The 11,236-nt window shown below is 63.6% G+C and carries 13 protein-coding genes and 3 pseudogenes; 6 read left to right on the top strand and 10 right to left on the bottom strand.

Annotation, left to right across the window (positions count from 1 at the left end):
* Positions 1–191, bottom strand: a pseudogene (locus PV768_RS21335) (IS110 family transposase); the annotation flags it as partial.
* A 23-nt stretch (positions 192–214) separates the two neighbouring features.
* On the opposite strand from PV768_RS21335, the gene PV768_RS21330 reads away from it, so the two are divergent.
* The 4 genes from PV768_RS21330 to PV768_RS21315 all read left to right on the top strand — a co-directional run bounded on the left by PV768_RS21330 (position 215) and on the right by PV768_RS21315 (position 2,514).
* Complete coding sequence (locus PV768_RS21330) at positions 215–949, top strand: GNAT family N-acetyltransferase (protein ID WP_421094143.1); 735 nt, start codon at positions 215–217, stop codon at positions 947–949.
* Positions 950–1,202: 253 nt separating this feature from the next.
* Positions 1,203–1,814: a recombinase family protein gene (locus PV768_RS21325; RefSeq protein ID WP_421094142.1), complete on the top strand. Its 612-nt coding sequence runs from the start codon at positions 1,203–1,205 to the stop codon at positions 1,812–1,814.
* A gap of 95 nt (positions 1,815–1,909) precedes the next feature.
* On the top strand, positions 1,910–2,251 hold the full coding sequence (locus PV768_RS21320; protein WP_421094141.1) for a YnfA family protein: 342 nt from the start codon (positions 1,910–1,912) through the stop codon (positions 2,249–2,251).
* 71 nt (positions 2,252–2,322) lie between these two features.
* Positions 2,323–2,514 carry a hypothetical protein gene (locus tag PV768_RS21315; protein ID WP_421094140.1) on the top strand — a complete coding sequence of 64 codons (192 nt, stop codon included), beginning with the start codon at positions 2,323–2,325 and terminating at the stop codon, positions 2,512–2,514.
* Between the two features lie 54 nt (positions 2,515–2,568).
* Here the strand turns inward: PV768_RS21315 and PV768_RS21310 are convergent, their stop codons facing one another.
* Entirely contained in the window at positions 2,569–3,243 is a 675-nt protein-coding gene (locus tag PV768_RS21310) for a metal-dependent transcriptional regulator (protein WP_421094139.1), read from the bottom strand.
* Positions 3,244–3,366: 123 nt separating this feature from the next.
* Between PV768_RS21310 and PV768_RS21305 the strand changes: the two genes are divergently transcribed.
* Both PV768_RS21305 and PV768_RS21300 read left to right on the top strand, forming a co-directional pair.
* Complete coding sequence (locus PV768_RS21305; RefSeq protein ID WP_421094138.1) at positions 3,367–4,443, top strand: multicopper oxidase domain-containing protein; 1,077 nt, start codon at positions 3,367–3,369, stop codon at positions 4,441–4,443.
* Positions 4,440–5,672, top strand: a complete 1,233-nt coding sequence (locus PV768_RS21300) for a ZIP family metal transporter (RefSeq protein WP_421094137.1) — start codon at positions 4,440–4,442, stop codon at positions 5,670–5,672. Before PV768_RS21305 ends, PV768_RS21300 begins: the two co-directional genes overlap by 4 nt.
* 139 nt (positions 5,673–5,811) lie before the next feature.
* Here PV768_RS21300 and PV768_RS21295 read toward each other — a convergent pair whose 3' ends face one another.
* The 8 genes and pseudogenes from PV768_RS21295 to PV768_RS21260 all read right to left on the bottom strand — a co-directional run bounded on the left by PV768_RS21295 (position 5,812) and on the right by PV768_RS21260 (position 11,054).
* A complete protein-coding gene (locus PV768_RS21295; protein WP_421094136.1) occupies positions 5,812–6,423 on the bottom strand; it encodes a copper resistance CopC family protein in 612 nt (203 codons plus the stop codon).
* Positions 6,424–6,447: 24 nt separating this feature from the next.
* A complete protein-coding gene (locus PV768_RS21290; protein ID WP_421094135.1) occupies positions 6,448–7,137 on the bottom strand; it encodes a DsbA family protein in 690 nt (229 codons plus the stop codon).
* Positions 7,137–7,935: pseudogene (locus PV768_RS21285) on the bottom strand (cation diffusion facilitator family transporter). Before PV768_RS21285 ends, PV768_RS21290 begins: the two are co-directional and overlap by 1 nt.
* A complete protein-coding gene (locus tag PV768_RS21280) occupies positions 7,932–8,786 on the bottom strand; it encodes a cation diffusion facilitator family transporter (protein ID WP_421094134.1) in 855 nt (284 codons plus the stop codon). The pseudogene PV768_RS21285 and the gene PV768_RS21280 overlap by 4 nt, the downstream one beginning before the upstream one ends.
* Positions 8,783–9,109, bottom strand: a complete 327-nt coding sequence (locus PV768_RS21275; protein WP_421094133.1) for an ArsR/SmtB family transcription factor — start codon at positions 9,107–9,109, stop codon at positions 8,783–8,785. Before PV768_RS21275 ends, PV768_RS21280 begins: the two co-directional genes overlap by 4 nt.
* Positions 9,110–9,498: 389 nt before the next feature.
* A complete protein-coding gene (locus PV768_RS21270) occupies positions 9,499–9,810 on the bottom strand; it encodes a thioredoxin family protein (protein WP_421094132.1) in 312 nt (103 codons plus the stop codon).
* 55 nt (positions 9,811–9,865) lie between these two features.
* Positions 9,866–10,135, bottom strand: a pseudogene (locus PV768_RS21265) (DsbA family protein); the annotation flags it as partial.
* A gap of 67 nt (positions 10,136–10,202) precedes the next feature.
* Positions 10,203–11,054 carry a DUF3626 domain-containing protein gene (locus PV768_RS21260; protein ID WP_421094144.1) on the bottom strand — a complete coding sequence of 284 codons (852 nt, stop codon included), beginning with the start codon at positions 11,052–11,054 and terminating at the stop codon, positions 10,203–10,205.
* Positions 11,055–11,236: the final 182 nt, after the last annotated feature.

Raw genomic sequence — 11,236 nt, 5'->3', positions numbered from 1 at the left:
AGGACGAAACCGGTAGGGCCGGACTCGTACACAACCTTGACGCCCGGTTCGAAACGGCGGATCCAGTGCAGAACCACCGCCGGGTCCGCGGCCATCGTATGGGCACTGATTTCACCGGTGGCCGGGTTCAGCGCATGGCCGACCACGTTGACCGCGTGAACATCCAGACCAATGAAAGTATGCTCAAACATAGCCGGGACCTCCCAAACCTCACATGTGGCACTACCATTGCACTCCCCGCCGAGCCGTCAGGCCAAGGGAGGCGCCAATGGCAACCCACGACCCTGTGAAACAGAAGGCCCCGGCCTCCTCCTGCCCGTCCGGGATAGAGGACATTACCGCCCGGGCACCAGGTTTTGGCAGCGCCGCCCTTTCCAGCAAGAGCCAAACGCGACACCCGGAAGCCGGTGCTGATGGGACCGCCCGGCGACAATGGCCGGTCCCGGACAGGGCAGGAGGAGCTGTCACTTCATATTGTCTAAACGAGGAGGATGCCGCCGACCATCTCGCTGGCGAAGATGCCGAGCTGGTGCGATGGCTAGATGGAGGCCCAGGCACGAAAGAGTCGGTTCGAAGGCACATCGAGCACGTTGAGCAAATGTGGCAGAACGGCGGACCCATATTTACCTTCGCCGTCCGGCTCTTGGCCGAAAATACCCTCGTCGGAACAATAGACGTCCAACTCCGCCAAGATGCTTACCGCCCAGATCAAGCCAATCTGGCCTACGGGCTATACCCCACATGGCGCGGACATGGTGTCGCAACCCGGGCAGTGCGCCTCGCCCTAGAGTTCTTGCGGCCCGAGACTATTGTCCACTCGGCCCTGATTCGGGCCGACCCAGGGAACGTGTCATCGGCTGCTGTAGCCGTTCGAGCCGGCTTCAAGCTAACGAAACCTGCTGCCGAGACTGGAGACGGTCACGACTGGTACGAGCTGGTGCTGCGTTAAAGGTTCCAGTCACGGGTGGCGCTCCTCGCTCCCCGCCCGATCCGCTGTCTCATAACCCCTGCGCCTCGAATCCCTAGGGTTCGAGCCGGCGCCGGCGGAGACTGCCTGCAGGGCCCGTGCCAGCCCTAGGAAAGTGATCCGTGGGCGACACGGAGCGGCGCAGAAACACCGCCATTTATCGCCAACAGTCACAAACGTGACTGAAGTTCTTGCGTCACTTTAGGCGAACGTATCTCTGACAGAGAGAGGGACGATGCTGGTTGGGTACATGCGGGTGTCAAAGGCGGACGGATCGCAGGCCACGGACCTGCAGCGCGACGCGCTCCTGGCAGCCGGCATCGACGCCGGCTCGCTTTACGAGGACATGGCCTCCGGAAAGAAGGACAGCCGACCGCAGCTCGCGGCCTGCCTCAAAGCCCTGCGGCATGGGGACACCCTGGTTGTCTGGAAGCTTGACCGGCTGGGACGGGACCTGCGGCATTTGGTCAACATCGTCCACGACCTGACAGAACGCGGCATCGGGCTCAAGGTCCTCACCGGGCAGGGTGCTGCCATTGACACCACCACCGCCTCCGGGAAGCTCGTCTTTGGCATCTTCGCTGCCCTGGCCGAATTCGAACGCGAGCTGATCTCCGAACGTACCCTTGCCGGTCTCGCCTCTGCGCGGGCGCGTGGCCGCAACGGCGGACGCCCCTACACAATGACGCCGGCAAAGCTGCGGCTCGCCATGGCCTCCCTGGGTAAACCCGGCACTAAAGTCAGCGGACTTTGTGCCGAGCTCGGCATCACCCGCCAGACGCTCTACAGGAATGTTTCCCCGTCAGGGGAGTTGCGGCCCGACGGTGAAAAGCTCCTTTCCCGCTAATGGGTTGTGGCTGGTCATCACGGTCAGGGATGGCACTGCTCCGGCCAGGGGCTTCCCTCGCGGGGTGCTTGTTGCTTTGCGGCATGATGATGAGCATGACCATCGTAAGATCTGCACTCCTGTTCGTCCTGGCGGCTGTCGCCGAGATTGGAGGTGCGTGGATGGTGTGGCAAGCCGTTCGGGAGGGCCGGGCATGGTGGTGGGCGGGCATCGGGATCATTGCCTTGGGGATCTATGGATTCGTCGCGACCCTGCAGCCCGATGCGCACTTCGGAAGGATCCTCGCAGCATACGGCGGTGTGTTTGTCGCGGGGTCCCTGGCATGGGGCATGGCCTTTGACGGGTTCCGGCCTGACCGCTGGGACATTATAGGGTCGCTTATCTGTATCGCGGGGGTGGCCGTGATCATGTTCGTGCCGCGCGGGCCTGTTTCCTAGTGCCTCGTTTGGCAGCGTTGCCTGCGGGTCTTCCGGTCGGGCGATAGCCTTGCTGTCTACGGCTCTTTGTGGTGGAACGCTTGCAGTTGAACGTTTACATTGCCAGTGCTTCGGACGGGTTTTTCACGGTCAAGGCAATGTCGATGCCGGAGTTGTCCGCTCAGGCGCGAACGTTAGAGGAAATCCCTGACGCGGTGCGCTCTGCCGCCGCTGTCGTCGCCGGCCAGTCGCCCGAAGACTTCGAGGTCGTGCTCGACTTCTAGCAGGACAGCCGGTCACCCAAACGGCCGGAGCCGCTGCCGTTCAGACCGCGGGGCCTACACGGCCATGACCCAGATGGCTTGCGAGGCTGAGGCGCCAAGGTCGATGTCGCGGTCGCGCCCGTGCAGCCGGACGGTGGTCACGTCGGCGTAGGGTCGGTGTTCCCTGACGGTCAGCTTCGTGTCGGGGGCCAGGCCCAGCTCGGTGAAATAGCGCAGCATCTGCGGATCAGCGTCGGAGATGCGCGTGATGGCGAGCGTGCCGCCGGTGGCTGCGGCCGAGAGCTGGATACCTTCCGGTGAATGCAGGAGCCCGTCAGGGCCGGGGATGGGGTCCCCGTGCGGATCCCGGGTCGGGCTCCCGAGGTGTTGATCGATGCGGTCAATCATCTTGTCTGAGACTGCATGTTCGAGGATTTCAGCTTCGTCGTGGACCTCGTCCCAGCCGTAGCCGAGAACATTGACCAGGAAAGTTTCCAGGAGCCGGTGCCTGCGAACCATGGCGACGGCGTGCTCGCGCCCGGCCTCTGTCAGCTCGATGCTCCCATATGGTGCGTGGGTTACCAGTCCCTGCTTCGCCAGCTTCTTGATCCCGTCGGACACGGTGGACGGCCTGACGCCGGCGCGTTCAGCCATGGCAGTGACGGTAATGGGGGCTTCGGACCACTCTGTGGCAGACCAGATCTGCTTCAAATAGTCCTGTGCTGAAGGAGACAAATCAGATACAGGCATGCCATCCATGGTAGCAACCACAGCCAGAATGTTAGTCTTATCGAACAATTTTCATTTATCTATGAAGCGAAAGAGATTGGCATGCCGAAAAAACTCTCGGAGACGTTACCGAGCAGGAGGTCCATGCTGTCCGGCGCTGCCGCTTTTGCAGCCCTGCCAACCTTTTCAGTGCTGCAGGCTCAGGCGTCCAGCGGGCACGACCGGCACTCCGGCCATGGAGCCGGGAATGGCGGATCCACGACGTCGGGCACGGGTGCTGCGGCGGGCGGCGGGGGTGGCGGGACGGACCAGGCGGTCATGACCAACCACGCCGGTCACGCCGGCTTCGCAGGTGGCTCGGTAGTGCCCGAGCGGGCCGGCATTGACCCCACGGCGATCCTGAGGGACTTCGACCGCGGCAGGACCAGTACCCTTCCGGACGGGCGGACGCTTCGGGAGTGGGACATTGTGGCGGTGGACAAGGACTTTGAGATTGCCCCCGGCATCACCTTTCCGGGCTGGAGCTACAACGGCCGGATCCCCGGCCCCACGCTTTGGGCGCGCGAGGGGGACGCGCTGCGCATTCACTTCACGAACGCCGGGTCGCACCCGCATACCATCCACTTCCACGGTATCCACCGGGCCTCGATGGACGGCACCCCCGGCATCGGCGCAGGATCGATAGCGCCCGGACAGAGCTTCACCTACGAGTTCGACGCCACACCGTTTGGCACGCACCTCTACCACTGTCACCAGTCACCCCTGGCCCCGCACATCGCCAAGGGCCTCTACGGCGGTTTCATCATCGAGCCCAAGGAAGGCCGGCCCCCAGCCGACGACGAGATGGTGATGGTGATGAACGGCTATAACACCGACGGCGGGGACGACAACGAGTTCTACTCCGTGAACGGGATCCCGTTCCACTTCATGGATTTCCCGGTGGAGGTGAAGCAGACCGCGCTGGTGCGGATCCACCTGATCAACGTCCTCGAGTACGACCCGATCAATTCGTTCCACGTGCACGGCAACTTTTTCCATTACTACCCGACCGGGACGATGCTGACTCCTAGCGAGTACACCGACACCATCTCCCAGGTGCAGGGGCAGCGCGGCATCGTGGAAATCCGGTTCCCCTATCCAGGGAAGTACATGTTCCATGCCCACAAGACCGAGTTCGCCGAGCTTGGCTGGATGGGCTTCTTTGAGGTGAGCGCGTCATGAGTCTGGATGAAAAGACAGCCGCGGCCCTGGCGGGGGCCCCGCACAACCGGCCTCCGGTCCCGCGCTGGCTGCTGGGCCTTGGCCCCCTGGTCCTGATCGCGATCCTGCTGGGCCTGTTCTCGTTGTTGAATGCGCCGGGTCTGAATAAACTCGCCGAGGGCGTTCCTCCCAAAGAGGACGTCGCCGTCGAAGACGCCCGTTTCACACCCGGTCGGATTGAGATCACCGTCCGCAACCAGGGGCCGGACCCGGTGTCCATCGCCCAGGTCAACGTCTCGGACTACTACGCCGTGTTCACCCAGACCCGGGACATCATGGGACCACTGGAGTCGACAACACTGACCGTCACCTACCACTGGGTGGACGGTGATCCCTACGAGGTTGCCCTCGTAACGTCAATCGGCGGCAAGATCCCGGTAATCATCGACGCGGCAGCCCTCAGCCCGGAACGCAGCACCTCGTTCTTCGGACTTATGGCCCTGCTGGGAGTTTACGTCGGGGTCATCCCGGTCGCGCTGGGCATGCTGTGGATGCCGTTCATCCGCCGCTCGTCCGCTTCATGGATCCGCGTTCTGCTGGGCGTGACGATCGGACTGCTGGGCTTCCTCGCACTCGACGCCACCCTCGAGGCAATGGAGGTCGTCGCCAACAACGCGGCATTTGGCGGGCCCCTGGTGGTGTTCCTCGGCGCCCTGCTCGCCTACCTGGTTCTGGAGGGCACCGACGCATGGATGCGCCGCCACCAGGACCTTAATACCGCTGCTGCCGCAGGGGCGCTGCCGCCCCGGCGGCTCGCCCTGCTGATCACGATCGGCATCGGGCTGCACAATCTCGGCGAAGGCCTCGCTATCGGATCGGCCTACAGCGTGGGTTCGCTCGCGCTCGGAGCCACTCTGATCATCGGCTTCGCCATCCACAACACCACCGAAGGCCTGGCGATCGTCACCCCCCTGGCCAAGGAACCGCCCGGCCTTGGTTGGCTGGCCTTGCTTGGCCTGATCGCCGGGGCGCCTGCCATCGCCGGGGCCCTGATCGGGGCGACAGTGTACCAGCCCGCCCTCTCGGCCTTCATGCTCGGCGTCGGAGCCGGCGCCGTAGCCCAGGTAGCCATCAAACTCTTGCCCATGGTGAAAGACAGGAACGGTAGGATCTTCACCCCACTCACCAGCGCCGGCATCATCCTGGGACTGGGCGTCATGTTTGCCACCGGACTGCTTGTTCAGGCCTAGACAAACACGGGCGCAAAGCTGCCCGTCTGCTGAGCCGGGACGCCGGATGGCCGGGGGGCTTGCGCACGCGTGTGAACAGGCCGAGCTGATCGTCAGTGAAGTACCAAGAAAGGGGGCGCTGGCGCGTCTATGAGTTCCGCTACGGGTGGGGGCGGTTTTCCTTGCGGCGGGCGAGGGCGAGCAGTGCGGCGATGACGGCGATGACGGCGGCGCCGACACCGGCTACGAGCAGTGCGTTGCTGTCATCGGGGCGGGGTGCCGGGGTTACCGGGGTCGTGCCCGAGGTGACAGCGGACGCAGCGGATGCCGAAGGAACCGCCGTCGCTGCCGGTTGTGAGGGCGTTGCGGTGGCGGGCCCGGTCTGGACGGTGAACGTATAGGTGCCTTCGATGGGGTGCCCGTCGGAGGACGCGGCCCGCCACTGAACCGTGTAGGGGCCGGGCTGTCCGGCGGTGATGGCGGTGGACAAGTTCTTCCCCTTAACCAGGACGGTGTCGCCGCTCAGGGTCCGGTCGGCGCTGTCCGTGATTTTCAGGATGCTGGTGTTCAGCTGGGCCGAATTCAGCGGGGCCTCGGACAGGGTCAGGGAGACCGAGGCCGGGGCGGTGTCCAGGACCACATCCCGGGCCGGTTCGGTGGACGCCAGGCTGTCATGTGCTTCAGCCGGCGCCATGGCCAGGGCGGCGAGCAGCAGCGCGGCGGCCGCTGCAAGTATCAGACCGGTCGTGGTTTTCAGGTGTGCGGTTCTCATGGGGGCTTTCGTCTGGTGCCCGGGCTATTCTGCGGCGTCGGAGAGGAACTGGCGGAACTGTTCTTCACTATTGAGGACAAGTTTTTCGCCGTTGAGGAAGAACGTCGGGGTACCGGTGACCCCGAGGGCCTTTCCGTCCGCGATGTCCTTGCGGATCCTGTCCTTGGTCGCTTCGCTGGCTACGGCGGCGTCGTACTTCTCCATGTCGAGCCCGAGTTCTTCGGCGAAGGTCCTGAACAGGGCGTTCTGGAACTCCTGCTTTTCGCCCCACTGTGGCTGGGTTTCGAACATTTTGTCGGCCATTTGCTCGTACTTGCCCTGCTGGGCCGCGGCTTCCACGGCCAGGGTGGCCTGGCCGGAATTCTTGTGTGAGGGCAGCGGGAAGTAGCGGTTCACAAAGGTGATCCGGTGCCCGAATTCCTCCTTAAGTTCCTCTACCAGCGGCACGGCGGCGCGGCACGCCTCGCATTCGAAGTCCAGGAACTCCACGAGCTGGGCTTTCTCGGTCGAAGGTGTGGTGAGGCGGTGGCTGTCGTCCCGGACGAGCGGGGCGTCAGCGACCTGCTGCAAGGTTTCCGGTTCGGGTTTGGTGGCCGTGAACACTGCGTACCAGATGAGGCCTGCGCCGACGATCGCGGCAAGAAGGATCCACAGGACGATGCGGACTTTCCGTGCCGGGTCGATGGGTTTAGCGGTGGGTGTTGCCTTTGTCATTAGTGGGGAATGCTTTCCTGGACGCGGTGGGCGGCTGGTTCGATCTGAAAAGTTGAGTGTTCGACGCTGACTTCGAAATGCTCTGCGACGCAGCGCTGCAGATCCGCCAGGATCTGCGCGGCGAGGATATGTTCCTGGACTTCTGCCAGATCCAACCCGGCCGGTGCGTTCTCCATCAGCACGTTCAGCGTTTCGCTCAGCAGTTTCAGGGTCCTGGGAATGATCAGTGCCACGATCAGCAGCGAGACCACCGCGTCGGCCTGCACCCGGCAGGTGACGGCGATGATGACGGCGGCAACGATGACGGCAACGGATCCCAGCGCGTCGTTGAGGACCTCCAGGTATGCGGCGCGCATATTGATGTTGTGCCTCCGGCCCGAGGCCAGCACGATCAGGCCGATGACATTGCCTGCCAGGCCAATGATCCCGAACCAGAGCATCGTGGATCCGCCGACTTCCGGGGGTTCGAAAAGCCGGCGGATGCCTTCAAAAATGACGATGCCGCCCACGCCCAGGAGCTGGGCCGCCTGCCCGGCGGCCGCAACAATTTTCGGCCCTTTTGTAACCCCAGGTTCGCTTCAAGGTCGCTGGTTTCAACGCAAGGGACGCTGGGATCAAGGCGATCAGCAGCCCGGCGGAATCGGTGAACATGTGTCCGGCGTCGGCCAGCAGGGCCAGGCCTCCGGCCAGGACCGACCCGATGATTCCTGCGACCATCACAGAGAATGTGATGGCAAAGACAACAATCAGCTTCCCGCGCTGTCCTGCTGCTGTGCTGCCGTGGTCGTGCCCGCTCACGGTCTCGGGGACCGGGCCGGCACGTCGATCCCGGCCGCCGGCCGCTGGCCGCCGCTGCATCCTGGGCAGCAGCCACCCCCGGCCTCCGGGGCCGCAAGCGGAATCACCGGGACCGACCCGATTTCGAGGTCCACCGCGGTCTGCGCGGCCGGCGGGCCTTCAGCGGCTGCGGGTCCGCAGCAGTCATCGTCCTCTTCACCGCGGGCGTGGGCGTCGCCGGTGTGGGGGAGTGTGCAGCAGGACTCTCCCCGCCAGGCGCTGATGCCTTCACGGACGGCGATCCCGGCGATGACCAGGGCGGCGCCCGCGTCGGCCCACCACCAGCCCAGCGTGCTGTTCAGGACCAGTCCAGCCAGCAGGACCGCGGAAAGGTAGGTGCACAGCAGGGTCTGTTTGGAATCAGCGACGGCGGTACGGGAGCCAAGTTCCCGTCCGGCGCGGCGCTGGGCCCAGGATAGGACGGGCATGACCGCCAGGCTCAGGGCGGCGATGATGATGCCGGGAGTTGAGTGCTGCGCCTCTTCGCCGCCGGTCAGGGCGCGGACAGCGTCCATCGTGACGAAGGCGGCGAGGGCGAAGAAGGAGATGGCGATGATCCGCAAGGTCAGGTGTTCGCGCCGCTCAGGGTCTTTCGCGGAGAACTGCCGAGACAACGCCAGGGCAGACGACACCTCGATGACCGAGTCCAGGCCGAAGCCGATCAGGGCAGAAGAGTCCGCCACATTCCCGGCCCAGATCGCCACGACAGCCTCAATGAGGTTGTAGGTAATGGTCGCGGCCGCGAACAGCTGGATCCGCCGGCTGAGCACTGCCCGGCGCTCCGGGCTGGGGGCCCTGGTCAGAAGCGTCATACCAGGCACTTCCCGTCAGGAGCGCAGCAGGACGGATCAACCGCCAGGACAACATCAAGCAGGTCCTTGATCGCGTGCCCGAGCTGCGCATCGGCCAGTTCGTACCGGCTCCGCCGCCCGTCCGGGATAGCTACCACCAGGCCGCAGCCGCGCAGGCAAGTCAAGTGGTTGGACATGCTCTGCCTGGACACGCCCAGCGAGTCTGCAAGGTCCGAGGGGTAGGACGGCGCTTCCGAAAGGGCCAACAGAACCCGTGCTCGGGTAGGGTCCGAGACCGCATAACCGAACCTGGCCAGAACCGGCGCCTGAGTCAGTGTTTCCATGGCTTCAAGGTACATCGTTAGCTGTATTCAGGCAAATGTGTATAAGGGGGGCTCGTAGCCAGTCGACACGCTACACCGCTTTGTCGAAATGCGTGGGGTGAGTCACTGGCGATACGAGCAGGCGGCGCAGGCGACTATGGACATTCCGTGCAGCCGACTTTGGAAACTGAAAGGAATTGTTACTTTCAGAAGTCGCCTGCACGGAATGTCAGAAGTCCTCTGCACTGGCTAATCGGCGGCCGTAGAGTCGGCTGACTCAGGTCTGGGGCCGACGCCTTAGAGCGACCCAAAGCCCGCATCGCCGGCATATGTAGGCGGGTTCGGCGCCGAGGGCATGAAGCTTCTTGCGCTGCATTGTCCGGCCGCAGCAGGAGCACTGCCGGTAAGTGTCAGAGGCCATGGTTCGTGAGCGCTTCCATGACTTGATCGACGGTTGGCACGCCCGCATGTCCGCCTGAGGTGGGGTAGATCCGGCATGCGAGATCACTGCTTGGCGCGCCGTCAGGGAAGATGTCGGCCCCGTCTAGTGTGATCGTGGGCGAACCGGCAAATCCGGTTCCCGCGGTATCTGCCGAAGACTTGATGTGCCGCAAATGGACCGGGACGTCGTCGTGTCCGAGGGCGGCCAGGGCGGCTACGGCCTGGTCGAGCGCTTTTGCCGTGTCGGGGCAGTCATCGATGTGGAGCAGTTCTATCCTCATGCGGTCATTGTTCCTGTCCGGGTCCATCGGCCTATTTTGCGGCGTCGGTGAGTTTCTAGCGGAAGCCTTCCTCACTGTTGAGGATGAGTTTTTCGCCGTCGAGGAAGAACGTGGGGGTCCCGGTGACGCCCAGGGCTGTGCCGTCGGTGACGTCTCGGCGGATCCGGTCTTCGGTCTTTTCATCCGCCACGACGGCGTCGTAGGCGGCAAGGTCCAGGCCCAGGTCCTGCGCGAAGGTCCTGAACAGGGCAGCTTGCGAGTCCTGTTTTTCGCCCCACTGGGGTTGGGTTTTGAGCAGCTTTGCGGCCATTTGTTCGTACTTGCCTGCGTCGAATATCGTTCCCCAGGCCAGGGAGCCGGCAACGAACACGCAGGATCCTCTATCGGCAGCTTCAAAAGGGCTCGGGGTCACCAGGCGTTCGCCCGAACCTGGCCAGATAGTGCCACACCTTCTTGACCTGTTGAGGATCGTGGGTACCTTCACAACGGGCGCGACCAATGATTTCAGGGGTGAGCACGCCATTCGCTGCGATCTGCTCTGCAAGACGAACAATGTGCACTCCTCGATAGTCGGGGTGCTCGCGGATTACCGCGATGCCTGCCCGATAGCCCGGATGCCATTCGATGGGACAACCAAGACGCCCGGCGGTCGCTTCGACTTCGGTGCCGCGGTACGACGGATCCAGAACCAGTGCCTCCGCGTCCCGCGCGATGATGACTGGCCCGTGGATGTGGGCCTCGATGTAGTGATCGAGCGGATCGTCGCTCGGTGGGTTGGATACAGCATCGAGCAGCCCGAACCTGTCGGACGTTGCAAAGTCGGACGGCTGGAAGACACTGTCGGGATAACAGAAGGTGCTCCGGTCAAGCGCCTCGCTCCGGAGCCTGAAATAGCAGGCTCCGAAGCGAGGAGCGGCCCCGTACGGATCCCGGTCGAGATTCAGCGCCCCATACTTCGGGCGGGTCTCGTGATGAAGGGGGTCGTAGACGCCTGCAAACAAGCGCTGCTCCCACACGAATCGATCGCCGCCAGGATGAGCGGTCAGCCCGCCATTGCTGACGCCTGTCTCGAACTGCGACAGGTACGTGCCCGACGAAGCAATGCCGTCAAGGACTAACGCACCACCAGTAAGGTGCAGGTCAGGTTGGAAGTGAAGATTGACCCGCGCGTCTCGATCGAGTGCTGTTCCGTCAGATAGCTCGCGGACATGCGCAAGAACTCGGGCAACGTACTCGGAGGACATCACATTCCAAGTTTAGTCAGCCTTACGACGGGAGCTCACCCCACGATCACAGGAGCATGCACGGCTAATGCAAATACTCGCTGGAGACGCCAGATCAGAGACTAACTGTCAATGGCCATTTGTTTCTGCCCACGGGCGGCCAGTTAATCGGCCCGCTGGTGGCCAGTAAAACTGCCCGGTGA

This window comes from Pseudarthrobacter sp. CC4 (genome assembly GCF_048957775.1).
Lineage (GTDB): Bacteria > Actinomycetota > Actinomycetes > Actinomycetales > Micrococcaceae > Arthrobacter.
The sequence above is the reverse complement of the archived record's forward strand: the minus strand, read 5'-3'. Positions and strand labels throughout refer to the sequence as shown.

Coding starts and splice junctions, on each gene's coding strand:
- PV768_RS21295 (WP_421094136.1), bottom strand. CDS start 6,423: ATGAGAACCGCACACCTGAAAACCACGACCGGTCTGATACTTGCAGCG.
- PV768_RS21310 (WP_421094139.1), bottom strand. CDS start 3,243: ATGCCTGTATCTGATTTGTCTCCTTCAGCACAGGACTATTTGAAGCAG.
- PV768_RS21260 (WP_421094144.1), bottom strand. CDS start 11,054: ATGTCCTCCGAGTACGTTGCCCGAGTTCTTGCGCATGTCCGCGAGCTA.
- PV768_RS21300 (WP_421094137.1), top strand. CDS start 4,440: ATGAGTCTGGATGAAAAGACAGCCGCGGCCCTGGCGGGGGCCCCGCAC.
- PV768_RS21280 (WP_421094134.1), bottom strand. CDS start 8,786: ATGACGCTTCTGACCAGGGCCCCCAGCCCGGAGCGCCGGGCAGTGCTC.
- PV768_RS21330 (WP_421094143.1), top strand. CDS start 215: ATGTGGCACTACCATTGCACTCCCCGCCGAGCCGTCAGGCCAAGGGAG.
- PV768_RS21270 (WP_421094132.1), bottom strand. CDS start 9,810: ATGAGGATAGAACTGCTCCACATCGATGACTGCCCCGACACGGCAAAA.
- PV768_RS21320 (WP_421094141.1), top strand. CDS start 1,910: ATGACCATCGTAAGATCTGCACTCCTGTTCGTCCTGGCGGCTGTCGCC.
- PV768_RS21290 (WP_421094135.1), bottom strand. CDS start 7,137: ATGACAAAGGCAACACCCACCGCTAAACCCATCGACCCGGCACGGAAA.
- PV768_RS21305 (WP_421094138.1), top strand. CDS start 3,367: ATGCTGTCCGGCGCTGCCGCTTTTGCAGCCCTGCCAACCTTTTCAGTG.
- PV768_RS21275 (WP_421094133.1), bottom strand. CDS start 9,109: ATGGAAACACTGACTCAGGCGCCGGTTCTGGCCAGGTTCGGTTATGCG.
- PV768_RS21325 (WP_421094142.1), top strand. CDS start 1,203: ATGCTGGTTGGGTACATGCGGGTGTCAAAGGCGGACGGATCGCAGGCC.